Origin of the sequence: Nocardia sp. NPDC058058, from assembly GCF_042885355.1 — a bacterium.
Classification (GTDB): Bacteria; Actinomycetota; Actinomycetes; order Mycobacteriales; family Mycobacteriaceae; genus Nocardia.
In genome coordinates this window covers 193156-219487 of record NZ_JBHVSA010000002.1, presented here as the reverse complement: position 1 = coordinate 219487, position 26332 = coordinate 193156, and the positions used below count along the sequence as shown (strand labels likewise).

21 protein-coding genes are annotated in these 26332 nt (G+C 68.1%); 13 read left to right on the top strand and 8 right to left on the bottom strand.

From position 1 onward, the window contains the following. Position 1 precedes the first annotated feature (1 nt). Positions 2 to 1156 carry a serine/threonine-protein kinase gene (locus ACFVUS_RS16160; protein WP_387766173.1) on the bottom strand — a complete coding sequence of 385 codons (1155 nt, stop codon included), beginning with the start codon at positions 1154 to 1156 and terminating at the stop codon, positions 2 to 4. 167 nt (positions 1157 to 1323) lie between these two features. Between ACFVUS_RS16160 and ACFVUS_RS16155 the strand changes: the two genes are divergently transcribed. The 5 genes from ACFVUS_RS16155 (at position 1324) to ACFVUS_RS16135 (ending at position 6441) form a co-directional block, all read left to right on the top strand. After that, on the top strand, positions 1324 to 2250 hold the full coding sequence (locus ACFVUS_RS16155) for a hypothetical protein (RefSeq protein WP_387766170.1): 927 nt from the start codon (positions 1324 to 1326) through the stop codon (positions 2248 to 2250). A 58-nt stretch (positions 2251 to 2308) separates the two neighbouring features. After that, entirely contained in the window at positions 2309 to 3940 is a 1632-nt protein-coding gene (locus tag ACFVUS_RS16150) for a DNA polymerase Y family protein (RefSeq protein ID WP_387766167.1), read from the top strand. Between the two features lie 139 nt (positions 3941 to 4079). Then, positions 4080 to 4841: an alpha/beta fold hydrolase gene (locus ACFVUS_RS16145; protein ID WP_387769906.1), complete on the top strand. Its 762-nt coding sequence runs from the start codon at positions 4080 to 4082 to the stop codon at positions 4839 to 4841. Between the two features lie 71 nt (positions 4842 to 4912). Further along, positions 4913 to 5473, top strand: a complete 561-nt coding sequence (locus tag ACFVUS_RS16140; protein ID WP_387766164.1) for a YdeI family protein — start codon at positions 4913 to 4915, stop codon at positions 5471 to 5473. Between the two features lie 11 nt (positions 5474 to 5484). After that, on the top strand, positions 5485 to 6441 hold the full coding sequence (locus tag ACFVUS_RS16135) for a sucrase ferredoxin (protein ID WP_387766161.1): 957 nt from the start codon (positions 5485 to 5487) through the stop codon (positions 6439 to 6441). Positions 6442 to 6450: 9 nt separating this feature from the next. Here the strand turns inward: ACFVUS_RS16135 and ACFVUS_RS16130 are convergent, their stop codons facing one another. Further along, positions 6451 to 7980, bottom strand: coding sequence for an FAD-dependent monooxygenase (locus ACFVUS_RS16130; protein WP_387766158.1), 1530 nt, complete (start codon positions 7978 to 7980; stop codon positions 6451 to 6453). Positions 7981 to 8121: 141 nt separating this feature from the next. Here ACFVUS_RS16130 and ACFVUS_RS16125 point away from each other — a divergent pair, with 141 nt between their 5' ends. Together ACFVUS_RS16125 and ACFVUS_RS16120 are read left to right on the top strand one after the other, a co-directional pair. Beyond that, positions 8122 to 10158, top strand: coding sequence for a CocE/NonD family hydrolase (locus ACFVUS_RS16125; RefSeq protein WP_387766155.1), 2037 nt, complete (start codon positions 8122 to 8124; stop codon positions 10156 to 10158). 54 nt (positions 10159 to 10212) lie between these two features. After that, entirely contained in the window at positions 10213 to 11580 is a 1368-nt protein-coding gene (locus ACFVUS_RS16120; protein ID WP_387766152.1) for a QsdR family transcriptional regulator, read from the top strand. On the opposite strand, the gene ACFVUS_RS16115 is transcribed toward ACFVUS_RS16120, so the two are convergent. From ACFVUS_RS16115 to ACFVUS_RS16100, 4 genes are all read right to left on the bottom strand, one after another. Then, the gene (locus ACFVUS_RS16115) at positions 11577 to 13367 is read right to left on the bottom strand and encodes an MFS transporter (RefSeq protein ID WP_387766149.1); all 1791 of its coding nucleotides are present in this window, start codon (positions 13365 to 13367) and stop codon (positions 11577 to 11579) included. The genes ACFVUS_RS16120 and ACFVUS_RS16115 overlap by 4 nt on opposite strands. A gap of 53 nt (positions 13368 to 13420) precedes the next feature. Next, entirely contained in the window at positions 13421 to 14392 is a 972-nt protein-coding gene (locus ACFVUS_RS16110; protein ID WP_387766146.1) for a lipase family alpha/beta hydrolase, read from the bottom strand. A gap of 88 nt (positions 14393 to 14480) precedes the next feature. Further along, positions 14481 to 15986 carry a class I adenylate-forming enzyme family protein gene (locus ACFVUS_RS16105; RefSeq protein WP_387766143.1) on the bottom strand — a complete coding sequence of 502 codons (1506 nt, stop codon included), beginning with the start codon at positions 15984 to 15986 and terminating at the stop codon, positions 14481 to 14483. A gap of 49 nt (positions 15987 to 16035) precedes the next feature. Beyond that, on the bottom strand, positions 16036 to 17019 hold the full coding sequence (locus ACFVUS_RS16100; protein ID WP_387769903.1) for an NADPH:quinone oxidoreductase family protein: 984 nt from the start codon (positions 17017 to 17019) through the stop codon (positions 16036 to 16038). 176 nt (positions 17020 to 17195) lie between these two features. Between ACFVUS_RS16100 and ACFVUS_RS16095 the strand changes: the two genes are divergently transcribed. From ACFVUS_RS16095 to ACFVUS_RS16085, 3 genes are read left to right on the top strand one after another with little or no spacing between them, the layout of a single operon-like run. Further along, a complete protein-coding gene (locus ACFVUS_RS16095) occupies positions 17196 to 17354 on the top strand; it encodes a hypothetical protein (protein ID WP_387766140.1) in 159 nt (52 codons plus the stop codon). 1 nt (position 17355) lies between these two features. Then, positions 17356 to 18567, top strand: coding sequence for an acyl-CoA dehydrogenase family protein (locus ACFVUS_RS16090; RefSeq protein ID WP_387766137.1), 1212 nt, complete (start codon positions 17356 to 17358; stop codon positions 18565 to 18567). Next, positions 18564 to 19673 (top strand): acyl-CoA dehydrogenase family protein, encoded by a 1110-nt coding sequence (locus tag ACFVUS_RS16085; protein ID WP_387766134.1) that lies wholly within the window; start codon positions 18564 to 18566, stop codon positions 19671 to 19673. The genes ACFVUS_RS16090 and ACFVUS_RS16085 overlap by 4 nt, the downstream gene beginning before the upstream one ends. 28 nt (positions 19674 to 19701) lie before the next feature. On the opposite strand, the gene ACFVUS_RS16080 is transcribed toward ACFVUS_RS16085, so the two are convergent. Further along, a complete protein-coding gene (locus ACFVUS_RS16080; protein WP_387766131.1) occupies positions 19702 to 20073 on the bottom strand; it encodes a DUF4267 domain-containing protein in 372 nt (123 codons plus the stop codon). Positions 20074 to 20230: 157 nt separating this feature from the next. Here ACFVUS_RS16080 and ACFVUS_RS16075 point away from each other — a divergent pair, with 157 nt between their 5' ends. After that, a complete protein-coding gene (locus ACFVUS_RS16075; RefSeq protein ID WP_387766128.1) occupies positions 20231 to 21163 on the top strand; it encodes a LysR family transcriptional regulator in 933 nt (310 codons plus the stop codon). A 29-nt stretch (positions 21164 to 21192) separates the two neighbouring features. On the opposite strand, the gene ACFVUS_RS16070 is transcribed toward ACFVUS_RS16075, so the two are convergent. Further along, entirely contained in the window at positions 21193 to 22164 is a 972-nt protein-coding gene (locus tag ACFVUS_RS16070; RefSeq protein WP_387766125.1) for an SDR family NAD(P)-dependent oxidoreductase, read from the bottom strand. 192 nt (positions 22165 to 22356) lie between these two features. Between ACFVUS_RS16070 and ACFVUS_RS16065 the strand changes: the two genes are divergently transcribed. Both ACFVUS_RS16065 and ACFVUS_RS16060 read left to right on the top strand, forming a co-directional pair. Continuing rightward, positions 22357 to 25794 carry an error-prone DNA polymerase gene (locus ACFVUS_RS16065; RefSeq protein WP_387766122.1) on the top strand — a complete coding sequence of 1146 codons (3438 nt, stop codon included), beginning with the start codon at positions 22357 to 22359 and terminating at the stop codon, positions 25792 to 25794. Positions 25795 to 25871: 77 nt separating this feature from the next. Beyond that, the gene (locus tag ACFVUS_RS16060; RefSeq protein WP_387766119.1) at positions 25872 to 26264 is read left to right on the top strand and encodes a RidA family protein; all 393 of its coding nucleotides are present in this window, start codon (positions 25872 to 25874) and stop codon (positions 26262 to 26264) included. The last annotated feature ends 68 nt before the right edge of the window (positions 26265 to 26332 follow it).

Below are 26332 nucleotides of genomic sequence, written 5' to 3'. Positions count from 1 at the left end.
ATTACAGCGCTACCAGAATGACGATGATGATCAGCAGGCCGATGAGCAGGCCGATCGCCACCGCGAGCGGTCCCGCGTTGGGGCCGAGCTTGGCGAAGTCGAAACCTTTCGACTGCTGTTGCGGCGCAGCCGGAGTCGCGGCATTGGCGCGTTGCGGCCGGGGCAGCGGGCTGGAGTTCGGGCTGCGCAGTCCGGCGGCGGAGTTGCGGGCCGCCCAGGCCGGAATGGTGCCGTCATCGGTGCGCACGGGCGCGCCCAGAATGTAGGGCGCGGTGCCGGGACCGAATGCGGCGGTGAGGATCTCATTGCGCGCCTCGGTCATGGTGGGGCGGCGCTGCGGCGCGGGTTCCATCATGTGCAGCAGCACCTCGGTGAGCTGCCCGCTGCGCTGCGGCGGAATGATCTGCGCCATGGCGGCGCGTTCCACGATCACATCGCTGTCCTCGTGGAAGCCGTACGGCGGCTGGCCCTCGATGGCGGTGTACAGCGTTGCGCCGAGCGAGAATACGTCGCTGGCGGTGCTGGGCTGGGTGCCGCGCGCGACCTCCGGCGGCAGATAGGCGGGGGTGCCGGTGATGACGTCGCCGGGATCGTCCGAGGCGTCGCCCGCACCGCTGGAGATGCCGAAGTCGCTGAGTTTGACCATGCCGACCTCGTCACCGCGATCGGCGACCAGAATGTTGCCGGGCTTGATATCCCGGTGCACGATGCCCGCCGCGTGCGCGGTGGCGAGCGCGTCGGCGACCTGTGCGCCGATCTGCGCCACCTCGATGGGGGAGAGCGCGTTGGCCAGCGAAAGCGCCTTGGCCACACTGCGCGAGGGCAGGTACTCCATCACCAGCCAGGGCTCACCGGCCTCGAGGACGACGTCGTAGACGGCGATGGCGTGTTCATGCGAGAGCTTGGCCGCGACCCGGCCCTCATGCATGATCCGCTTGCGCACCTCCTGCGCCTCGTCCTCGCTGAGTCCGGCGGTGGTGAGCACCTGTTTGATGGCGACATCGCGGTGGAGTAGGCGGTCGGTGGCCAGCCATACCGCACCCATGCCACCGCCACCGAGCTTCGACTGGAGGCGATAGCGGCCGGCAACCAGGTAATCGGGGCCGACGATGGGACGGGCGCGTTCGGTCACGGGTGCAGGGTAGCGGAAAACCATCCTGAACGGCCTCCTTCGAAGCCGAACGTTTGCGCCACACCCTCTTGACGCGCGGCGACACTCGAGTTCTACTTTGCATCGATCGAACATATATTCGATTATGTTAGGTAGCTGGATCGGTGCTGTCTCCTCGGGCTCGGACATCGGTTGGGAGAGGTGGTGCGTGCATGGGTGCGGCGTCGGAAGCGAAACAGGCGCAGCTCGCTGAACTGCGGCGACGCATGGCGGCCATTCCGGCGCGCGGGGTGCAGGCGGCGGCCGCGCCCGGACCGCGCGCGGCGGCGGCACCGCGCGCCGCGACCGCCGGACCGCGACCGGACACAGCCGAGCTGCGGCCCGTCGGCGCTGATAGCAGGGCTGTGACCGGCGTATCGCCGATCGTGCCGGGGAGTTCGGCGGCGGGTGCGCCGCCCGCGCGGGTGAGTCCGCAAATGGCCGAGGAGGTGGGTGCGCGGGCGCTGGCCGAATCCCTGCGACGGGATGCGCTGCCGGTGCCCGCGGCGCTCGAAAGTCTTTTGCCCGAGGGCGGTTTGGCCAAGGGATCGGTGGTGCGATACAGCGGCGGGAACGCGTTGCTGTCCGGTTTGCTGGCGGCGGTGACCGGTTCCGGCGGACATGCCGCGGTGATCGGGCTGCCGCGTTTCGGCTTGCTGGCGGCGGCGGAAATGGGTGCGCGGCTGGAGCGATTGGCCGTTGTCGCCGATCCGGGCTCGGATCCGCTGGAGGTCGCCTCGGTGTTGCTGGATGGTCTGGATTTGGTGGTTCTGGGCTTGAACGGCGCTCGGGTACCCATGTCCCGCACCCGGGTGCTCACCGCGCGGGCGCGCAATCGCGGTTCCACCCTGGTGGTGACCGGCGGCTCCTGGGCGGGTCCGGTGCTGCGCATCGACACCCGGGTCGACGAGTACTCCGGTCTCGGGCGCGGTCGCGGCAGGTTGCGCACCCTGCGGCTGGATGTATCGGTGCAGGGGCGATCCGCACAGCCCCGCACGGGCAAGCTCGCGCTCTGCCCGAACAACGGCCGGGTCGAATGGGTGGATACGAATCATGTTGCCGCCGAACCGCTCACCGCCGTGCGCCATGCTGTCTCCTGACCGCGATCGGCTCGGGCGTCATGCCGCGCTGTAGTGGCACGTTCTCGCCGGGGCCGATGTGAAGGCGCGGCGGGTGGTGGCGCTGTGGTGCCTGGACTGGCCCGCCGTCGCGGCCGCCGCCGAGGCGGGCGCACCGGTGACGCGGCCGGTGGCGGTGCTGTCGGCGAATCGGGTGATCGCGTGTTCGGCGACGGCGCGGGCGGCGGGGGTGCGGCGCGGGCTGCGCAAACGCGACGCACAGGGGCGCTGCCCGGAATTGCTGGTGGCGCAGGATGATCCGGATCGGGACGCGCGATTGTTCGAGCCGGTGGTGGCGGCGGTCGATGCGACGGTGCCCGGGGTGGAGGTGCTGCGGCCCGGACTGCTGGTGCTGTCGGCGCGCGGTGCGGCGCGATTCTTCGGATCGGAGGAGATCGCGGCGGAACGACTGGTGGACGCGGTGGCGGCGGTCGGGGTGGAATGCCAGATCGGCATCGCCGACGAGATGTCCACCGCCGTGCTGGCGGCCCGCCGCGCCACCATCGTCGAGACCGGTAAGGGCGCGGAATTCCTTGCGCCGCTGCCGGTCTCCGAATTGTCGGCCGAACCGGCGCTGGCCGCGCCGGAGCGCGCCGACCTGGTGGATCTGCTGCACCGCCTGGGTCTGCGCCGCATCGGGGATTTCGCGGCGCTGACCCCGGCCGAGGTGTCCTCCCGGTTCGGTTCCGATGCCATTGCCGCGCACCGGTGTTCGCGCGCGCAACCCGAACGTCCGCCGTCGGCGCAGACTCCCGCTCCCGACCTCACCGTCGAATACCGTTGCGATCCACCGATAGACCGGGTGGACGCCGCCGCCTTCGCCGGTCGCCTGCTCGCCACCCGCCTGCACGAATCGCTCGCCGCCGCCGCGGTGGCCTGCACCCGCCTGGCCATTCACGCGGAAACCGAATCCGGCGAACAGTTCTCCCGCATCTGGCGCTGCGCCGAACCCCTCACCCCCGACAGCACCGCCGACCGCGTCCGCTGGCAACTCGACGGCTGGCTCACCCGCCGCTCCCTCGACCGCACCCGCGCCGCCCGGCGCAATATCTCCGGTGGGCAAGAGGATTCGATACCGGTATGGGATGACGCTCCGGCGGATCCGATCACCCTGTTGCGCCTGGAGCCGATCGAGGTGGTTTCGGCGGGGGCGTTGCAGTTGGGGCTGTGGGGTGGGGTTGGTGAGGACGAGGAGCGGGCGCGGCGGGCGTTGGTTCGGGTGCAGGGGTTGCTCGGGGGTGATGCGGTGCGGTTGGGGGTGCTCAGTGGCGGGCGCGGTCCGGCGGAACGGGTCACGCTGGTTCCGCTCGGGGAGGAGCCGGTTCCGGCGGCGGATCCGGCTCAGCCGTGGCCCGGCCGCCTGCCCGAACCCGCTCCCACCGTGGTGTGGGCGAGCCGCCCCGAGGTGCGGTTGGAGGGTGCCGACGGCGCTCCGATCTGGGTCACCGATCGGGGCCTGTTCACCGCGGACCCGGCACAACTGCACTGGGGTAGTCGTTCCTGGACGCTGACCGGCTGGGCGGGGCCCTGGCCGCTGGACGACCGGTGGTGGGTTCATGGGATCCAGCACGGGGTGGCGGCTCGCGCCCAGGTTCAGTTGGATTCCGATAACCGCGTCCTGCTGCTGCTCGGCTACGACCGCACCTGGCATGTCGAGGGCCTCTACGAGTAATCGCAGACCGGTCACTCGCCGATTCGGCAGTCGGCGCGGCCTTCGAACGCGCGTTGACAGTTATGGCGGCTGCCGCGATTCATTCGCTATGGCGATGCGCACAACCGGCGGCGGGGTGGAGAGCGGGTCCGTAGGCTTGATGATCGTGGAGTTGACGGTTGCGCGCGAGGCGTTCGGGGACGTGCTGATCGCCTATCGGGATTCCGGGCCGGGGGATGCGGCCGAGCCGCCGGTCGTGCTGGTGCACGGTATGGGCGGGGACGGGCATACCTGGGATCGGTTCGCGGCGCGGCTGGTGCGGCAGGGTCGGCGGGTGATGATTCCGGATCTGCGCGGGCACGGGCGGAGTGCGCATACCGAGTCCTATCTCTTCCCGGAGTTCGGGGCCGATGTGCTGGGGTTGTGCGAGCGGCTCGGGCTGGATCGGGTCGACCTGGTCGGGCATTCGCTCGGCGGGTACGCGGTGTCCTGGGTTGCCATGCGGCGTCCGGAGTTGGTGCGCCGTCTGGTGATCGAGGAGCAGCCGCTGCCGTTGCGCTCGGGCGATGAGCAGGTGACATTCACGCGGCGGCTGCCGTCGGTGCCGGAGCTGTGGCATGCCACCACCAGCGTGCTGCGCCATCCGCGGGCGGTGCTGGCGTTCGATCGATCCATGACCGGGACCGCGCTGGAGCAGTTCCGTAAACCGTATCCGGAGTGGTGGGAGGGGCTGGGCGAGATCACCGCGCCGACCCTGTTCCTGCGCGGCGGGCCGGGCGGCATGGTGGATCCGGTCAAGCTGGAGTCGATGCGCGCGGCGGTGCCCGATTTCGCGGTGCGGGTGTTCGGTTCCGGGCACAGTATTCACCGGGATCGGTATCAGGAATTCGAGGCCGCGGTGCTGCCGTTCCTGCAGCCCTGAGTGCAAATCCGGCATATTGCGTTTTCCGGGCACCGAACACCGGTGGTTCGGGCGGAATCTACAGTTAGACCGTGTCCGCACTCGAGCGTCCCACCCTGTTCTTCGCCGATGAGCAGTCGTTTCGGGAATGGCTGTCGGCCAATCACGCCGCAGTGGACGGCATTTGGATGAAACTCGCCAAGAAAGGCTCCGGCTATATCTCGCTCGAGCATGCCGCCGCGCTGCGGCAGGCACTGTGCTTCGGCTGGATCGACGGTCAGGCCAAACCGGTGGACGAGGAGTTCTATCTCGTCGGCTTCACCCCGCGCCGCCGCCGCAGCCCCTGGTCGCAGCGCAATACCGAACTGGTGACGGAATTGATCGACCAGGGGCTCATGCATCCCGCCGGACAGGCCGAGATCGACCGCGCCAAGGAAGACGGCCGTTGGGCCAACGCGGAGCCCGACGATCTGCCGGAGGATTTCCTCGCGGCGCTGGCCCGGCATCCGGAGGCGGCGGCCTTCTTCGAAACCCTGCCGGTGCAGTCCCGCATCGCCGTCGACTATCACCTGGGCAGCGCCGTTCGCCCGGAGGCGCGGGCGCGCCGCCTGGACCAGCTCATCCGCAAACTGTCCGACGGGCAACCACTATGAAATTCGACGGTATGCCGTGTTCGACTGCCGCCCTGGAGGTTCCGCTCCCCGGCAGCGCGACGCGCATCACCGGCTGGCTGTGCATCGAACAACCCGGGGCCTGGGGCCGCGATGTGATCGGCGATGAGGTGCTTGGTCCGGAGATCACCGCGGATCTGGCCGCCCGCACCAAGGCCGCGCACGTGCGCCCGACCCTGATTCGCCGTCCCGGCCGCAATGAATTCACCGGTGTGCGAACGGTTCTCATTGCCAGTACGCGCCCGCGCGGGTCGTGGTGCGAGCGGTTCGAGATCACCGATCTGAAGGAACTGCTGGATCTGGACCTGCACCTGTTGAACGGTCCCGCACCGGGTATCGGGGCGCGCGTGCCGGAATCGCCGATCCTGGTCTGCGCGCACGGCAAACGCGATCAGTGTTGCGCGCGGCTGGGCCGCCCCATCGCCGCGAGTTTGGCGGAGGAGTACCCCGACCGGGTCTGGGAGTGCTCGCACACCGGTGGTCACCGCTTCGCTCCCGCCGTGATCGCGCTCCCCTCGGGTCTGACCTACGGTCGCCTGGACGCGGATGCGGCGCTCGCCATGGTCGCCGCCGCCGATCGCGGTGAGGTCGGCCTGACCGGTTTCCGCGGCCGCAGCTGCTACACCCCGGTCGAGCAGGTCGCGGAAGTCGCTGTCCGTCAATTGATCAGCGATGAGAGCTATACCTCCGGTGCGGGGCAGCCCGCCGCCGGGGATTCCGATGCCGCCGCACTGATCGACGATCTCATCGTGACCGCCACCGATATCGACAGCGCCACCGCCCGCGATCCGGCCACCTGCGCGGGCGCGGCCACCGTGACACATCGCGACGGCCGCAGCTGGCTGGTCACCGCCCGCACGGTCGCCTATGCCCCGCGGCAGGCCAGTTGCGGGGCCGGTCCGAAGCCCGCCACCGCGGTGGTGGCGGACCGGGTTCGCCTGTTGCCCTGAGGTATTCGCCTAGCCTGTGACGGCCCCGAGTGCCTCGCGCAGTTCCGTGGCGCCGGCCGGACCCGCATCCCAGCGGGCGGCGATATGGCCGTCGGGTCGAACCAGTAGTGCGCCGCCCGTGCCGAGCCCGCAACAGTAGGCGTGTTCGGGCAGTAGGGGTTCCAGGCGCAACGGCCAGCGGCCGGCGGATTGTCCCCAGCGGGCCGGGTCCGGGGTGAACAGGGTGAACCATTCGCCGAGCGCGTCGAGGGTGGAGCGTTCGGGGCCGAGCCACAGGTGCGGCATGCGATGGCCGGGCAGCGGTGTGGGCAGATAATCGGTTCCGGTGCTTATCGATTCGCTGCTGCCCAGCACCGCGTTGGAGTGGTACGCCGCCCCGAGTACCAGCCCCAGTTGCGCGAAATACTGTTCCGACCAGGGTAGTTCGATCTCGGCCGAGCCACCGGCGCCGTGTGCGATCTGTTCCTGCCGTCGGCGCTGCACCTGGAGCGTGAGCTGGGTATTGGCCACCGCCTGCCCGAGGGTGCGCCGGGCGACCGGTTGTCGTTCCGCCGCATAGCTTTCCAGCAGTGCCGGTCCGGCCCAGCCGTGCAGTAGTCCGGCGAGTTTCCAGCAGAGGTTGTGCACATCGGCGATGCCGGTGTTCATGCCGAGCCCGCCGACGATGGGCAGCGCGTGCGCGGCATCCCCGGCCAGCAGTATCCGACCTCGGTGAAACTGTTCGGCCACAATGGCATTCATCGACCAGTGCTGGATTCGCACGATCTCGATCGGAATATCCCGGTCCGGTCCGAGCGCCTGTGCGACGAGTTCGGGCCAATCGGAGCGGTATTCGGGTGTGCGCGCGAACCAGGCCCAGCCGCCCTCGGGATAGAGCGGTGCGAACAGTCCGTCCATGGTGAAGTACACCCCGGCGGGCCGGTCCGCACACCAGCGCCGCAGGTCGGCGTCGAATACCACCGTGGTGAAATCCGCCATCACCCCCGGTCCGGTGACGCCGATGCCGAGTCCCTGTCGCACCGTGGAATTCGCGCCGTCGGCGGCGATGACGTAGTGCGCCCGCACCCGCTGCGCCGCACCGTGATCATCGAGCACCGCTTCGACGCCATCGCCGGTATCGCGCAGTTCGACCAGTTCGGCCCCGAACCACAGCGGTGTGCGCGCCGCCGCGAGCAGGGTGGGTTCGAGGCGGTCCTGTGAGGTGACGATGCCGATCTCCGGGCTCTGCGCGATCGGGGCATCGACGCCGACCATGGCGGCGGTGGCGAAATCCGGGTGTTGCAGATTGTCGCGGAATCGAATGCGCCCGTATTTCGCCGCGAAGGCGCGGGCGGTCATGGCCGCGCTGAGCCCGAGTCCGCGGAAGATCTCCATGGAGCGCACATTCACCAGCCGGGAGCGCGGGAACGGCGAAAGTTCCCGGTGCTTCTCGATCAGCAGCGCCCGCACGCCCCAGCGTTGCAGCAGCGCTCGCGCGGTGAGCCCGACCGGCCCACCCCCGACGATCAGTACATCCACCTCGGCATCCGCCCCCGGCATTTCCCCAGTGTGGCACCGGACGGGCGGGGCGGGTGCGGCATCGGGGAATGTGGCGAGCGGCATCATTGCGTCCGAGCGTGTCGCTGGTTACAGTCACCAACCGCTAGGTACGTAAATGTTTCTCAGAGTTCGCGGGGATGAATGAAACTCAGGAATCTCGGGGGACGTGCCATCGGCGTCCTCGCCCTACTCACGGCGGCGGTCACCGTCGGCGCGCTCGCCACACCGGTCGCGGCCACCGCGCCGGACGGTGGTGCGCTCGGCGCCGCGTGGACGGCCGCGCAGGACGCTCCGCTGTATCCGAATGTGCACATCGACTGGGATGTGCCGATCACCATGAGTGACGGAACAGTGTTGAAGGCCAACGTGTATCGGCCGATGGACGCGCAGGGCCGGATCGTGGACACCCCGCTGCCCACCATCGTGAACCTCACCCCGTACACGAAACTCGTGTCCAACATCGTGGATTCGGCGCTGTCGATCCCGGTGCTGCCGGATATCCTGACCAATTTCCTTGCCGGATTCGATCTTTCGGGTGTCGGCCTGGGCGGGCTCACCGAACTCACCAAGGCGCTGCCCGGTGGTGCGGCGCGGCTGTTCGCCGCCGATCGCAAACTGGTGCAGAGCGGGTACACGCAGGTCGTCGCCGATGTGCGCGGCACCGGCTTCTCCGAGGGCGTGTGGCAGGTCTTCCAGGAACGCGAACAGCTCGACAGCGTCGAGGTGATCGATTGGGCGAGTAGACAATCCTGGTCGGACGGCAAGATCGGCATGAGTGGCATCTCGTACTCCGCCATCAATCAGGTGCATGCCGCCGAACATCATCCCGAGGCACTGAAGGCGATCTTCCCCGTCGAACCGGGCAGCGATCTGGTGCGCGATGTGCTGGCCACCGGTGGCGCGCTCGGCTTCGGCTTCATTCCGCCGTGGTTGCTGGGCGTGAACTTCCTCAAGCTCATGCCGGATCTGACCGCGCTGTTCAGCGGGAACTTCGACTGGAAGTGGCTGGCGGATCGTTCGCAGAGCCCGATGACGTTCTTCGACTACATCATTCAGGCATTGACGGTGCAGAGCGTCCCGGAGATCCCGGACAATCTGAAGAGCCTGCTGGAGACGAACAGTTCGCTGCGTCAGGGCTGGCTCGGGCATCCGGATCAGGTGCGGGTGCCGACCATGGTCTACGGCGGCTGGCACGATATCTTCACCTATTCCGAACCGCGCATCTACAACGCGATTCCGTTGCCGCCCGGGCAGAAACAGCTGATCATGGGCGATACCTACCATGCGAATCCGGGCAGCGGTTTCGGTGCGCCGGGTACCCCGCCGCGCCTGGATGTGTTGCAGCGCACCTGGTTCGACAAATGGCTCAAGGGCATCGACAACGGTATCGACGGCTACGGCCCGGTGACGCTGTTCCAGCAGGGCGGCTCCTGGACCACCGCGGGCGAATTCCCCCGCGCCGAAGCCGATTACCGCCGCCTGTACCTCTCGGGCGCGCCCAGCGGCACCACCAACGCCAGCGTGCACGACGGCAGCCTCACCACCGAACCCGGTGCGGCCCAGCGGCTTACCGTCGCCCCCGGCCTGATGAGCCTGTGCTCCCGCGATTCCGCGCAGAGCACCGCCGGTGTCACCGCCATCCTCGATATCTGCGCCAAGGACGCGCGCCCGATGGAACTCAACGGTCTCACCTTCACCAGTCCGCCGGTGGCCGAACCGACCATCGTCTCCGGTCCGGTGAGCGTGCACCTGAACACGGTGCTGGACGCCACCGACGGCTACTGGTCCGCCACGCTGAACGATGTCGGCCCCGACGGCAGTTCCAAGGTGCTGACCTCCGGCCAGCTCACCGCCTCACTGCGGAAAGTGGATGACACCAGGTCCTCCCGCTCCGCCAACGGCGATTACACCGACCCGTACCCCTATCTGACCCTGGACACCCGCGAACCGCTCGTCCCGGGCCAGGCCACCCAGCTCGACCTGGGCCTGACCGCCACCGACGCCGTGCTGCAACCGGGCCACCGCCTGCGCGTGGACATCTTCGCGTTCAATTTCCCGCGCGGTCTGCCGCTGCGGCCGCTGCTCAATGAGAGCCAGTTGCTGCCCCAGCACATCGATATCGATCCGTCCGCACCCAGCTGGGTCAACGTCCCCCTCGGTGGCCGTCCCGGCTGGTGACCGCCGCACCTCGACAACCCGCAGGTGAAAGCCCTGCCGGTAACGTAGGGCGGTATGACCGTCTCGAACAGTGAGCCGGACCTCGACAGCGCCGGGAAACGCCGGCGCTCGACCGCGGTGCGCCCGACCGATGACGCCCTGCTGGACGGGGTCATCGCGGTCTTCGGCAGGTCCGGGTTCGACAGGGCCACAATGGAAGAGCTGTCGTCGGCCGCGGAAACCTCCAAGCCGACGCTGTATTCGCATTTCGGCGGTAAGGAACAGCTGTTCGAGGCGTGCGTGCGCCGTGAGGCCGAGCGGCTGCGCGACTGGATGCTCGAAAGCTACCGGAGCGCGGCCGGTTTGGGCATCAAGCGGCACACCGATGTCACCACGCACGCGCTGTTCGAGTACGCGGCGCGGCACGATCAGGGTTTCCGGCTGCTGTTCGGATCGCTGAACCGGCCGCACGCCCGGCAGATCTCCGATGAGGTGCTGCGTCCGATCGCGGCGCGGATCGCCGATCTGATTCGGGCCGAACACGAGCGCGACGACCGGGCCTGGACGGCCAGCGCGGAATTCTGCGCCGCGATCGTCACCGATATCGCGGTGCGCGGGGTGACCCAGGCCGTCGAGCGGCAACTCGATTTCACCGCCGCCGCCGAATTGACGGTCTCGATGATCGTCGCCGCGCTGCGCCAACTCGATCCCGAGGCCGCGCGCGCTCTGGACCGCACCGCCCCGCCCGCGAACGGTCCGTCGTCGCGCGATACCGAGGAATCCGTGGAACCCTATCCGGCACTGGAGATCCGGCGTCCCGTGCCCGCCGGGCGACCGTCCGGCCGCCAGCCCGGAGCCACCGCCGAGGATGTGCTGGACGCGACCATGCGCATCTTCCGGACCGCGGAGCGCTTCGAAGCGGGCACGGTCGCAACGGAACTCGGTATCGGCCGGACCACCCTGTATCGCTGGTTCGGCTCCCGGGAGGGCCTGCTGGGAGCCGCCTTCGCCCGGCAATTCGAACAGCTCGTCCTCGGGATCGACGGTCGCCGCGACAGTCGCGGCGCACTGCGCATTTCGGAGGTGCTGGACCGGGCCACCCGGGCGGTGGCCGCCGATCCGGCGCTGCGCCGCTTCCTGGCCAACGAGGCCGATGCCCTGCGCCTGATCACCCGCGCCGACGGCCCGGTCCACACCGGCAGCGTCGCCGTGATCAGCGCCCTCATCGATCGCGCCCGCGAACACGACGGTTACCGCCCACCCGTGGATTCCGCGGCCCTGGCATACGCCCTGGCCCGGGTCGGCGAGGCTTTCCTTTACGACGATACGGCCGGTGATATCCGCGGAGACGTCGAACATCTCCAGCAGGTGCAGCGCACCCTGCTCGGCATAGACGATTCGGGGCCTTCCACCTCGGAAGGCCCCGAATCGACTGTGGCCTAGGCGGTTTCGGCCGCCAGCAGTTCGGCCCGTACGGCCGCGCGGTGCCGTTCGGCGTCCGCGCGTCCTGCCGTCGGGCTCCAATGACCGGTCAGCAACCAGATGGACGGCAGGAACAGCAGTTGGGCCGCGAAGCAAAGCCACCACAGCCGCGCCCACTGATCGGGTGAATCATGTGCCGCGTCGCGCACTTTGGCAGCGTGCGCGGTGAGATAGGCCAGATCGTCCTTGGGCACCGCGCTCGTCGCCCGCAATGCGGTGGCGGCCGCCGCCACCCGGTCGCCGGTCGCCGCCAGGAATTCCCGGTCCGGTCCGGACAGTGTCGCCGAATTCTGTTGCCGCTGTAGCGAGAACACTCTGCCGATATCGGCCGCGGGCAGGTCCGCCAGTTGTCCGAGCGCCTCCGCCTGAACCACGGGATCGTCCGGCCGCGTGGACAATTCGGCTTTCACCGCGGGGCTGAGTCGTTGCAGGGTGGTCAGCTCGGCCGCATACCGGGTGGCGAGTTCATGCACCCGCGGTCCCGCGTCGACCAGGGTGTTCGCCGCCGGGATCAGGAAGATCAGCGCGGTGAATCCCGCCGCGACCGCGACCCGCACGCTCGCGCCCCAGATGGCCAATCCGGTCGCCGTCGCGGCGGGATTGCGTGCCTCGACCGTTTCGGTGAAGGCCGCCATCCAGGCCGCGAAGGTCATGCCCGAACCGATCGCGATAACCAGAATGATCACCGCGAAGGAGTAGTAGCCGGTATCGCCCGCCCGGGTCGCGATGGCGAACCAGGCGACGCCGATCGCGCTGATCAGACCTCCGGTCAGCATGAACGGCTTGCGCACCCGGAACAGATCGGACAGCAGCCCGAAGATCACCAGGGTCAGCGCGTTCGCGATCCAATACCAATTGGCCAGTGCGTTGGCCCGCGCCTCGGTATAGCCGTAGGTGGTCACGTAGAACAGCACGAAGAAGCCGACGGACAGGTAGTAGAACAGCAGATAGCTGCTGATCGCCAAGGCGGGCAACACGATTCGAATATGCAACAGCTGCCGCCAGTGTCCGCGCAGTGCCTGTTCCGGATCGATGCCGCGGGCGCGGGCCTCCAGCAGCGCGCGATCGTGGATGCTGACCATCAGTTGATCGCGCAGCGCCGGTGCGAGCTCGCGCAGCCCGATGAACGCGATGGCGAACACGATCCAGCCGACGATGCCCGCGACCTGGAATTGGAACTGCCAGCGCGGATGGTCGTCCAGGGTATTGCTCGAGATGGCGGTGGCCAGCAGACTGCCGAGCACCGGGCCGAGGGTCCAGAACCCCATCGCCGAGGCGCGCCCCAATTGCGGGGAGAAATCTCTGATCAGTGCCGGTGTGGCAACGAGTATCACCCCTTCCACGCCGCTGATCAGCACGAACACGATCAGATACGCGGTCTCGCCGTGCACGTTCGGTGCCGCGAACAGCATCAGCAGCGATACCAGCGCCAGTCCGTAGACCACGAGATTGGCCCGGCCCCACCGATCCGCGAGTCCGGCCGCGAGTGAGCCGATCGCGCCGATCGCACCGCCCGCGATCTGGATGACGATGAAGTAGGTCAGCGACATATGAAGGTCGGCAATGATTTTCGTGGCGACGGTGCCCTGGGCGTAGAGCTGGTAGTAGAGCACCACGGTGGCGGCGATGGTGATGCCCAGATATCGGGTGCGGGCGAAAGTGCCGGGGAATCGGTCCAATTGGCGGCCCCAGATGCCCGTCGCGGCGGGGATGGGCGCCGGGTCGGCCGCGATATGCGTACGAGTCATGCTGTACTTCCGTGATCCATCGGTGGAGAGGAGTTACCGGAGAACGGGGGAATTCACCCGTTGCGGGGCCGGCCGAAGCAGTTGACCGGCTGGGCGTGCTCGGGATCCAGTGCGTTCAGAACATGTTGCAGGGCAACGGGATCGGAGGACGCGCCATTGTGTTCGAAGATCGAGAGCGGGCATTGGTCCTGCACCACGATGTTGGTGACATTGGCCGCGATGGGGCCCAGTCCGCTGGTGTAGGGCACGACCAGCTCGTCGTAGCGGGTCATGATGAACGTGTATCGGATATCGGGTTGGTAGGCCACACCGGAATTCAGCGCCGCCAGGAAGTTCGATCCGGCGGTCAGCTGCACCGCGGCCCCGGAGCCGGTGTCGATCGCGAATTGCTGTGCGCGGTCCCATAATCCGACGCGGGACAGCAGTGCCCCCAGCAGGGCGCCACCGTTGGCGTGGGTGCCGTTGTTGATGGGGGTCAGATTCACCGATTTGGCCACCTTGTCGGCGCCGCCGAGGAATTTGATGTACCAGCGCGGCATCACGGTGCCCTCGGAATGCCCGACGAAATCGACGCGTTCGGCGCCGGTCGCGGCGAGCACCCGATCGACGAACGGCGCGAGTTGGTTGGTGGCCGAATCGATCATGTCCCCGAGGCCCGGCACCGTGTTCAGCGGTGCGGGCAGCCGGGATTCCATGCCGTAGTTGAGCGAGAACACGCAGTAGCCGTTATTGGCCAGCAGCGGGGCGAGCGATGCCCAGTCCGCTGCCTGCGTCGCGGTGAGGCCGTGCAGCAGGATGACCGGTTCGGGGTGTTCGGCTGTCGGGCGGCAGGACCAGTCATTGGCGCCGGGCGGCGACGCCGGGTCGAAATAGTGCGTCAATCCCTCGCCGAGGCCGTACGGCACCGGGTAGACGGGCGCGGCAGTAGCCGTGTTTCCGGTGGAAAGTGCTGCGGCGCAAGCGAATACGGCTGCGACAAGTAGTCGGCGGGTGCTGTTGCGGCGGATCGGGGAGTGCGTGGGCATCGGATCTCCTGGGACGTCGTTGAGCCTCCCTATTGCTAACATGCTTTACCTATTGGTAATGCTGTTTTCGAAAAATAGCAGCTCAACTTCAACTCTTATGGAACGTTAGATCTATCAAGTTCCAGTCGATCGCGCACTTGAGCACCTTGCCGGTCGGCCCGATCGGCAGCGCGGCCACGAACGCGAAGCGGTGCGGCACCTTGTACGCGGACAGCCGTTCCTTCGCCCACGCCCGGATCTGCTCCGTGTTCAGGTCATGGCCGGGCATCGGCACCACGGCCGCGGCGACCTCCTCCCCGTGATGCGCGTCCGGTATGCCGATGACCGCCACCGCGGCGATACCGGGATGCCGGTACAGCACCTCTTCGACTTCGCGCGGGTAGACGTTGTAGCCGCCGCGAATGATCAACTCCTTGAGGCGATCGATGATGAACAGGTGGCCGTCGAAATCGAGATAGCCCAGATCGCCGGTGCGCAGCCAGCCACCGGACAGTTCGGCGGCAGTCGCGTCCGCCCGCCGCCAATACCCCTTCATGACGCTCGGACCGCGCAGGTGGATTTCGCCGACCGTCCCGATGCGCACCGGCACGCCGTGCGTATCGCGGATCTCGATATCGGTGCCGGGCAGCGCCTGCCCCGCCGAACCCGGCGGATGCGTGCGCCCCGGCGCCTGATACGTTGCCGCGCCGGTGGATTCGGTCAATCCGTAGCCCTCCAGGATGGTGCAGCCGAACCGGGCCGCGAAGGCCTCGACCACCTCCCGCGGCAGCGCCGCGCCACCGGACGCCGCCAGTCGCAGACCGCGCAGATCATCCGCGCCGAAATCGCCCTCGGCGTGCAGCATGGCGTTCCACATGGTCGGCACCCCGGCCACCACGGTCAGCCGGTGATCGCGAATGAGTTCGAGCATGGCGTCCGGGGTGAACTTCTCCAGCAGTGAGAACGGACAGCCGATATTCAACGCGGTCAGCAGCGCTACCGCCTGCCCGAACACGTGGAACAGCGGCAGGCCGGTGCCGAGCCGGTCATCGGGCCGCAATCCGAGCTGTTCGGTGTAGACCCGGGCGGTATGGCCGAGATTGGCAATGGTCAACTCGACGCCCTTGGGTTTACCCGTGGTTCCCGAGGTGTAGAGCAGCACCGCCGTATCGTCCGGGTCACGCGAGATCGGTTCCGGCAGTGTGTATTCCGAGATCATGCCGATGTCGGCGGTGAGTGCCATGTACCGGACGCGGCGAGCGGTGGACGCGGCGGCCGCGGCCGCCGTGCCGGTATGCCAGGCCGCGATCAGCGTTGCCTCCGAATCGGCCAGCACCCAGTCGATTTCGGGTGCGGTGGCCATGGTGTTCATGGTGACGACGATGACCCCGGCGAGCTGCGCGCCGAGATAGGCGATCACGAATTCGGGCCGGGTCGGTGCGATCAGGACCATTCGATCACCGGCGCGGAGACCGGAACCGCGCAGTATGCCGCCGAAACGCGCTGCCCGGCTTATCAGTTCGCCGTAGCCGAGGTCATCGGATGGTGTCCGCAGCGCGATGCGCTCCGGCTCGTCGGTGGCGTACTGCCAGATCCGGTCGACGATATTGGCCATGACGGGGTGCTCCTCGGGATGTGGACGGCCGGGTGCCGGCGGGCGGGGCTCACGGCTGGACGATGACGCGGCCGACGGTCGCGCCGCCGCCGAGCCGGGTGAGTCCGGCGGGCAGGTCGGCCAGTGCGATCAGACTGTCGATCACCGGGGCGATCAGGCCCTTGTTCGCCAATTCGGTGAGCGCGTCATGCGCCTCGACCACCGCACGGTGCCGCTGTTCGCGGTACAGCCCCCAGTGCAGTCCGAGAATCGAATAGTTCTTCACCAGTGCGTGATTGAGCACGGGCGTCTGCACCTTGCCGCCCGCGAACCCGACCACCACGATGCGGCCGTCGAAGGCGACGCATTTGGTGGAGCGCGCATAGGTGTCGCCGCCGACCGGGTCGTAGATGACATCCGCGCCCTGTCCGTCGGTGGCCGCGCGCACGACGGCGACGAAATCCTCGCTCGTGCGATCCACCACGATGTCGGCTCCCTGGGAGCGCGCGATCGCGGCCTTGTCCGCATCGCCCACCACCGCGATGACCTGAGCGCCCGCGGCTTTGCCCAATTGCACCGCCGCACTGCCGACTCCGCCCGCCGCCGCGTGCACCAGCAGCGTCTCACCGCGCTGGAGTGCCGCGCGGTGGTGCAGGCCGAACCATCCCGTCTGGTAGGCGATATGGAACGCGGCGGCCTGCGCGTCCTCGAGGACCGCGGGAGCCAGGAAAGCCTCGGTCGCGTTGACGACGGCGAGTTCGGCGAACGCGCCGTGCGGCATGGACGTCACCCCGATGATCCGATCGCCGATCCGGAACTCGCCGGTACTGGAACCGGCGGCGATCACCTCACCACAGAGTTCGACGCCGGGTGTGAACGGCAACTCCGGGCGGACCTGATACTCGCCGCGGCACATCAGCACATCCGGGAAATTGGCCGCCGCCGCGCGCACCCGGACCAGCAGCTGACCGGGGCCGGGGATCGGATCGTCGAGTTCGGTCCACCGCAGCGCCTCCGCGGGTTCGCCCAATTGTGTTATCTGCCAGGCCTTCATGGCTGTCTCCGTCAACATCGTCAGTTGTATGGAACAAACTGCATGTAACGTTCCATAGGCGCGGAAGCACTGTCAATGGGTATCTGCTGTTGAAGTCGGTATTTTCATACATGGTCTGGCGTATCACCGCGATAAGTGTTTACTATCGAGTAAAGCTCAGGCGACTCGGAGAGAATATGCGCAGAACCGTGTACGACACCTTCCGCAAGACCCCGCGCGAGTTCTATTACAAGCTCGGCGAATTCGGCGTCTGGGGCATCGAGGGGCGCTTCGGTATCTCCCTGCTCGCCGTGGACGCCGCGTCCGACGGCTATCGCGTGGATACGGGCCTCTGATATGCCGCAGCGGACCGTCACGACGAATTCCGAAGCGGTGCGCGCGGATCTGCGCCGCCGCGTGCGGGCGGTACTGGCCGCCGATGATCCGGCCGACACCGATGCGGTGCGCTTCCAGCAGGCTCGCTTCGACGCGGGCCTGGCCTGGGTGCATTTCCCCGTCGGACTGGGCGGCATGGATATCGACCGGGAGTGGCAGCCCTATGTCGACGCTCTGTTCGAGCACGCCGGTGCGCCGGGGAACAGGGCTGAACTCAATGGAATCGGGCTCGGTATGGCCGCGCCGACCATTCTGGCCTGCGGCAGCGATGACCAGCGGCGGCGGTTCCTGCGGCCGCTGTGGAGCGGTGTGGAGATCTGGTGTCAGCTGTTCAGCGAACCGGACGCCGGATCGGATCTGGCCGCGGTGCGAACGCGCGCGGTCCGGGACGGCGACGACTGGATTGTCAACGGGCAGAAGGTGTGGACGTCCGCCGCGCATGCGGCGCACCTGGCGATCCTGATCGCGCGCACCGATCCGGGTCGGCCCAAACACGCGGGACTGACCTACTTCATCTGCGATATGAGCGATCCCGGGGTGCGGGTGCGGCCGCTGCGCCAGCTCACCGGGGAAGCCGAATTCAACGAGGTCTTCCTCACCGATGTGCGCATTCCGGATGCGAATCGGCTCGGCGCCGAGGGTGACGGCTGGCGGGTGGCGAATACGACCCTCAACAATGAGCGCGTCGCCATCGGCGGGCGGGCCGCCCCGCGCGAGAGCGGCATGCTGGGCGCGGTCACCCGCACCTGGCGGGAGCACACCGCCGGGCACACCCCGGAACTACAGGATCGGCTGCTGCGGCTGTGGGTCGAAGCCGAGGCCGCCCGGCTGTCCGCCGCGCGACTGCGCCAGCGGGTGGCCACCGGTCAGCCGGGGCCGGAGACCGCGGCGCTGAAACTCTCGTTCGCGCGAATCAGCCAGCGGCTCTCCGGATTCGAGCTGGAACTGCTCGGCGCGGATGGGCTGCGCTACGACGACTGGACCATGGTGCGCCCGGACCGGGTCGACTTCGCCGGTCGCGGCGCGGGCTATCGCTACCTGCGCGCGAAAGGCAATTCGATCGAAGGCGGCACCTCGGAGATTCTGCGGAACATCATCGCCGAGCGGGTGCTGGGACTACCGGCCGAAGCCCGCGCCGATAAGGACATCGCCTGGAAGGACCTCATCCGATGAGCGCGGACATCCTGCTGCTCGACACCGATACCGAAGTCGCACTGCGTGATTCGGTGCGCGGACTGCTGGCCGGACGCTGCGCTCCGGCGCAGGTGCTGCGGGCCTACGCGGGTGATCGGAGTCTGACCGGAACACTGTGGCCGGTCATCGCGACCGAACTCGGGCTGGCGGGGCTGCTGATTCCCGAAAACCGCGGCGGGGCAGGGGGTTCGGCCCGGGACGCGGCGGTGGTGCTGGCGGAACTCGGGCGGTTCGTCGCACCGGTGCCCTTCCTCACCAGCAGCGTGATCGCGGCGACCGTCCTGCTGGCCGGGGATTCCGGACTGCTCGGCGACCTCGCCGCGGGGGACAGCACGGTGGCGTTGCTCGCGCCGTTCTCGGCCGCGACCTCCGCGCAGGTTCCGGGATTGCACCGGGACGCCGACGGCCGGATCTCCGGCCGGGTGACCAATGTGGCGGGGGCGCTGGAGGCCGATACCGTACTCGCGGCGGTGCGCACCGCGAAAGGCACCGAGGTGCACGCGATTCCGGCCGCGGCGGTCACGGTGGAACCGGTGATCTCGCTCGATATGACCAGGCCGCTGGCCGATGTCACCATCGACCGCGCCGCGAGCGAGCCGGTGGTCGGCGCGCAGGCGGGCACCGCGGCCCTGCGCGCGGGTCTGCGCGCCGGAGCGGTGCTGCTGGCCGCCGAACAGGTCGGCGTGGCGGCCTGGTGCCTGGACACCACGGTGGAATATCTGAAGACCCGCCAACAGTTCGGCCGGGTGATCGGCGGATTCCAGGCGGTCAAACATCGGCTCGCGGAGCTGTACGTCGAGGTCGAATCCGCCCGTGCGGTAGCGGGATACGCCGCGGGGACGCTGGCGGCCGGGGATCCCGACACCGAAATCGCGGCCGCGGTCGCCGCCGCGTACTGCGGTGATATCGCGGTGCACGCGGCGGAGGAAGCCGTACAACTGCTCGGCGGCATCGGGATGACCTGGGAGCATCCGGCCCACCTCTATCTCAAGCGCGCCAAGGCCGATCAGATCGGTCTCGGCGGTCCCGCGCAGCATCGTGCCGGACTGGCCGAACTGGTTCAGCTCCGGCTCGGAACCTCCTGAGCGGGAACGCTTTACCCGAGCGTGTCGATCAGGCGGCGAAAAGCAGTGCGGCGCTGATGAGTACGAGGATCGCGGTGGCGAAGTGGATGCCGAAGGCGGCGGCCTTGGTGCCGCCGTTGCGCAGCACGATGGCGCAGTCGCCGAACGGGGTCAGGGCCACGGCCAGCATGAACCAGGCTTCGGCCGAGGCGCCGGCGAAGGCGAGGATCGCCAAACCGATTACGCCCGAGGTGATATCGCGCAGGCCTTTGACGGTGAGGTAGGGGCCCGCGTCGCCGTCGGCGCGGGCCGGGACGCCGAAGGCCGCCGCCGCCGTCTCGGGTATGAGCAGGAACCGCACCCCGATGAAGATGATCGTCAGGTCCAGCACGATGGCCAACCCGTAGGCGAAGACTGTCAACGCATTACTCCCGGTTCTACGGTCGTGGGACCGTGCCTCAAAGGATTCGGTACCCGGGATCCGGGAACAATGACGCGTTGACAAACCGGCCTTTAGCCGGAGTGAACGATCCGACCACCGCTCGGCGCGGAACAAAATCCGCTTTCACGTGGTAGTTATGGCGATGGAACGGTACGAGATAGAGGCCTTTCTGGCGTTGGCCGATGAGCTGCACTTCGGCAGAACCGCACAGCGGCTGCGGGTTTCGACCGGGCGGGTCAGTCAGACGATTCAGGCGCTGGAACGACGGTTCGGCGCACCGCTTTTCGAGCGCACCAGTCGCCGGGTCGAGTTGACGCCGGTCGGCAAACAGCTATTGGATGATCTGCGCCCGGGACACGATCTGATCCAGCGGGCGATCGAGCGCGCCACCAGCGCGGGCCGGGGTCTGCCCGGTGTGCTCGAGGTCGGCTTCGGCAGTGCGGGCGCGGGCGTCTTCCTGATGGAGGCCGCGGACCGGTTCAAAGCCGCGAATCCGGGTGTGGAGGTGCGGATTCGGGAGTTGCCGCTCTACGAGGGGGAGGCGGCGCTGCACGCCGATCTGGTCCAGATGGTGCTGGTATGTCATCCCGTGGCCGAGACGGGGCTCACCGCCGGACCGGTACTGCGGACCCTGCCCCGGCTGCTCGCCGTACCGCGCGCGCACCCGCTGGCCGCGCGCGATTCGGTATCGCTGAACGATCTGGCCGATATCACGTTGATCGGCGCGCCCGATTCGACGCCGTCGGCGATCGCCGCCGATCGGACGCCGACCCGCACACCCGATGGCAGGCCGATCCGGCATGACAGGTCCGCCAGCACATTTCAGGAGGCGATCAGCCTGGTCGGGGGTGGTGCGGGGGCGTTCGTGGTGGGTGACGAGGGCTCCTGCTATCGCGCCTACCCCCGCGTCGCCTATCTGCCCATCGACGACGCGCCACCGCTGCGGGGCAGGCTGGTCTGGCGCGAATCCCGCGAGAATGCCCGCATCCGAGCGTTCAGCGAGGCGGCGCTGGCCACCAGCCGGGGAGACTGCCGCCGACCGCGGGGAGCGGAAATGGCCGCCTGCTGACGCTTTCGGATGGATCGCGGTGCCGGTGGTTACCAGTGTGTGCCGGGCACCAGTCGCGCGGCTCGGCGCAGCGCCGTTCCGGTCACCCGGATGGCGGGCGGAACCGTGCGGCGGCGGCGTTGCGGCACAACGATATCCACCTCGACCGTCTCGGGTTCGGTGACCGTTTCGCCCTTGGCCGCGGGGGAGTCCGGGATCGCGCGGTAGTACCGGTGCAGTGCGCGCTCCTTGATCGCGGGCGCGACCAGATTGCCGTATTCGGCGAGTGTGCCCAGCGGGACGTCGATGCGGCGCGGTCGTTCGCTGAGCGCGCGCACGATGGTCGCCGCCGCCCACTCGGGTGATTGGGTGGGGGTGCCCTGATCGCCGCTCGGGGTGATCATCGGCGTGCGCACCAGCGGCATGTGGATGGTGGTGAAAGTGATGTTGTCCGCGAGCATTTCGGCCGCGGTCACCTCCGCGAACTTGTCCAGCGCCGCCTTGCTGGCGAGGTAGGCGGCGAAGCGTGGCGTGGCCACCTGCACGCCCGCGCTGGAGATGTTCACGATGTGCCCGAACTTGCGCTCGCGCATCTGCGGCAGCAGCGCCAGCGTCATGCGCACCGCGCCGAAGTAGTTGACCGCCATGGTCCGTTCGAAATCGTGCATGCGGTCGGTGGACCGGTGCACGGCGCGGCGGATGGACCGGCCCGCATTGTTGACCAGCATGTCGACATGGCCGTGCTGGGCCAGGATGAGCGTGATCGCGGCGTCCACCGAATCGGCGTCGGTGACATCGCACTGGTAGCCGTGCGCCTCACCGCCCGCGGCCTTGATCTCGTCGACCAGGGTGGCGAGTTCATCGCCGCGCCGGGCCAATAGCAGGACGACTGCGCCCTTCTCGGCGACGGCCAGGGCGGCCGAGCGGCCGATGCCCGAGGACGCGCCGGTAATGACAATGTGCTTGCCGGTCAGGTCGCGGCGGGCGCGCCGACGGGCCAGGTAACCCGAGGTATCGGTCATCACTGCTCCCTTGCAGGTTGAATTGCCTAGAACTTACTCCTAAGTAAGTTCCGGTGCCAGAAGAAGGTGGCGGGTGTCTCGGACACGCCGGGGGCGGCTCTATATAGACCGTTCGGTTGGGTCTCCTATACTGCCTCTAGAGATCGAATGTATGTTCGATCAGCGGCGGTGATCGAGGTGTGAGGAGGGGCCGTGGGCTGGCATAACGGTCCGCCTACCTGGGCGGAGCTGGAGCGCGTGCTCTCCGGCCGCCCCGATCCCGCCCGGCGCGTGGAAGGCGATGGCGGCGACAGCCCGGCCTGGTCCCACAAACGCGAGAAATACGAAGCCGGGACCCTGGCCCGCACCGCCGGGCCCACCGTCCCGTACGCCGAACTGCACACCCACTCCGCCTACAGCTTCCTCGACGGGGCCTGCCCGCCCGAGGAACTCGTGGAGGAGGCCGTACGCCTCGGCCTGGAAGCCCTCGCCCTGACCGACCACGACGGCTTCTACGGCGTGGTGCGCTTCGCCGAAGCGGCCCGCGAATGGGGTATGCCCACCGTCTTCGGCGCGGAACTCTCGCTGGGCACCTCCGCCCGGGCCGGGGCGCATCTGGCTCCGCGTGGCCGGCGTGCGCGGGGCGCGGCCGCCAATCCCGAATCCGTGAGCGGCGACGGCGCATCGGCTAAACGCGGTGCGAGCCGCGGCCGCGAAAGTGGCGGCGGCGCAGGGGAATCCATTTGGGCTGATTCCGCACCGCGCACCGGTGCGCCCGATCCGGTCGGACCGCATCTGCTGATCCTGGCGCGCGGGCAGGAAGGGTATCGGCGGTTGTCGCGGGAGATGGCGGCGGCGCATATGGCGGCGGGGGAGAAGGGCATTCTGCGGTACGACCTGGATCGGCTCACCGAGGCGGCGGGCGGGCACTGGCATGTGCTCACCGGCTGCCGGAAAGGGACCGTGCGACAGGCGCTCACGCGGAGCGATGCCGCCGCCGAGGGCGCGCTGCGGGAGCTGATCGAGCGTTTCGGGGCCGAGCACGTGAGCGTGGAGCTCACCCACCACGGGATTCCGGAGGACGATGAGCGCAATGCCCGGCTCATCGCGCTCGCGGATCGGCTCGGCCTGCCCGTATTGGCAACCACCGGAGCGCATTTCGCCGCGCCCCCGCAGCGCCGCCGGGCCATGGCGCTGGCCGCCATTCGCGCCCGGTCCTCGCTGGACGAGATGGCGGGCTGGCTGCCGCCCACCGGCGGTGCGCATCTGCGCTCCGGGGCGGAGATGGCGCGCCTGTTCGCCGATCATCCGCGCGCGGTCGCCAATGCCGTTGCGCTGGCCCGGGAATGCGCCTTCGATCTGCGCCTGATCGCACCGCAGTTGCCGCCGTTCGATGTGCCCGAAGGTCATGATGAGGACTCCTGGCTGCGCGAGCTCACCATGCGGGGCGCGGGCCGCCGCTACGGGCCGCGCGCGAGCAATCCGAAGGCGTATCAGCAGCTCGACCACGAGCTGGAAGTGATCGCGCAACTGAAGTTTCCGGGCTACTTCCTGGTGGTGCACGATATCGTCGACTTCTGCCACACCAATGACATCCTCTGTCAGGGGCGGGGATCGGCCGCGAATTCCGCCGTCTGCTACGCCATCGGCATCACCAATGTGGATCCGGTCGCCAATAAGCTGCTGTTCGAACGCTTCCTGGCCCCGGAGCGGGACGGGCCGCCCGATATCGACGTCGATATCGAATCGGACCGGCGCGAGGAGGCGATCCAGCACGTCTACGCCAAATATGGGCGTGAGTACGCGGCGCAGGTCGCCAATGTGATCACCTACCGCGGCCGGTCGGCGGTGCGAGATGCCGCGCGCGCCTTGGGATTCGCGCCCGGGCAGCAGGATGCCTGGAGTAAACAGGTGAGCCGCTGGACCGGTGTCGCGGAAGAGGAGCACACCGACATTCCGCCGGACGTGCTCGGGCTGGCTGGTGAATTGGAGGGGCTGCCAAGGCATTTGGGTATTCACTCGGGTGGCATGGTGATCTGCGATCGCCCCATCGCCGATGTCTGCCCGACCGAATGGGCGCGCATGCCCGGGCGCAGCGTACTGCAATGGGATAAAGATGATTGTGCCGCAGCGGGTTTGGTGAAATTCGATCTGCTCGGGCTCGGCATGCTCTCGGCGCTGCACTACATGATCGACCTGGTGCGCGAGCACAAGGGTGAGAGCGTCGAACTGCATCGACTGGATCTGACCGAGGCCGCGGTGTACGACATGCTGTGCCGCGCCGATTCGGTCGGCGTCTTCCAGGTGGAATCGCGCGCGCAGATGGCGACGCTGCCGCGGTTGAAACCGCGCAACTTCTACGACCTGGTGGTGGAGGTGGCGCTGATCCGGCCCGGGCCCATTCAGGGCGGTTCGGTGCATCCGTACATCCGCCGACGCAACGGCCGCGAAGCGGTCGTCTATGACCATCCGGCACTGGAGAATTCGCTCGAACGCACGCTCGGCATTCCGCTGTTCCAGGAACAGCTCATGCAGATGGCCGTGGATATCGCCGGATTCACCGCCGCCGAGGCCGATCAGCTGCGCCGCGCCATGGGGTCCAAACGCTCACCGGAGAAGATGGAACGCCTGCGCGAACGTTTCTACACCGGTATGCGTGAGCTGCACGGCATCACCGGCGAGAAGGCCGACCGCATCTACGAGAAGGTGTACGCCTTCGCGAATTTCGGCTTCCCGGAAAGTCATTCGCAGAGTTTCGCGTCCCTGGTCTTCTACTCCTCCTGGTTCAAACTGCATCATCCGGCGGCGTTCTGCGCGGGGCTGCTGCGTGCCCAGCCGATGGGGTTCTACTCACCGCAATCACTGGTGGCCGATGCCCGGCGGCACGGGGTGGTGGTGCACGGGCCGGATATCAACCACAGCCTCGCCGAGGCGACGCTGGAGGAGCACGGTATGCGGATCCGGCTCGGGCTGGCCTCGGTGCGCGGTATCGGCGCGGAATTGGCCGAGCAGATCGTGACGGCACGCGAGATCGGGCCCTACGCGTCCTTCCTGGATCTCACCGGTCGCGTGGAATTGACTGTGCCGCAGGCGGAATCGCTGGCGACGGCGGGCGCGCTGGACAGCCTCGGCGGGAGTCGGCGCGAGGCGCTCTGGGCGGCGGGCGCGGCGGCGGGTGAACGCCCCGACCGCCTCCCGGGCATGGGCGCGGCCGTGAACGCCCCCGCGCTGCCGGGTATGAGCGCCCTCGAACTGGCCGCCGCCGACGTCTGGGCCACCGGCGTCTCGCCAGGCAGTTATCCGACCGAATTCCTGCGCACCCAGCTCGACGCCCTGGGCGTCATCCCCGCCGATCAACTACTCGGAATACGGGACGGCACCAGGGTTCTGGTGGGCGGCGCGGTCACCCACCGGCAGCGCCCCGCCACCGCGGCGGGCGTCACCTTCATCAATCTGGAAGATGAGACCGGCATGGTCAACGTCGTCTGCTCGGTGGGCCTGTGGGCGCGCTACCGCCGCCTGGCGCAAACCGCCCCGGCGCTGCTGATTCGCGGCCGCGTGCAGAACGCCGAAGGCGCGGTCACCGTGGTCGCTGATCACCTCCAGCGCATGAACCTGCGCATCGAAGGCCGCTCCCGCGATTTTCGCTGATGGTGAACGCATGTCAGCTTCGGGAACGCCACATCGTCAACCTCGTGTTACCGCATGCACCAGCGAAGGAGACGACAGTGACCATCGAACTCATCAACCCCGCCGACCTGCACGATCCGACCGGTTTCGGCTACAGCCATATCGCCCGCGTCAGCGGCGAACTGGTCTTCATCGCGGGCCAATACGATTCCGACGAACACGGCCACACCACCTCCGAGGACTTCGCCACCCAGGTGGACCACGCCTTCGAAAACCTCGGCAAAGCCCTGCGCACGGTCGGCCTCGACTACGCCGACGTAGCCCAACTCCGCACCCACATCGTCGACCACAACCTCGATAAACTCGCCATCCTGGGCACAAAGATCGCCGAACTCTGGGGCGACCGCCCACCCGCCCAAACCCTCACCGGCGTAGCCTCTTTGGCCTTCCCCGGCATGCTCTTCGAGGTCGACGCCGTAGCCGTCCAGTAAGGAGACCGATGCCCACGGTGGTCCGGGCGACAATCTCCCGGCCACCCACTACGGCGTCCCCAAGTCCG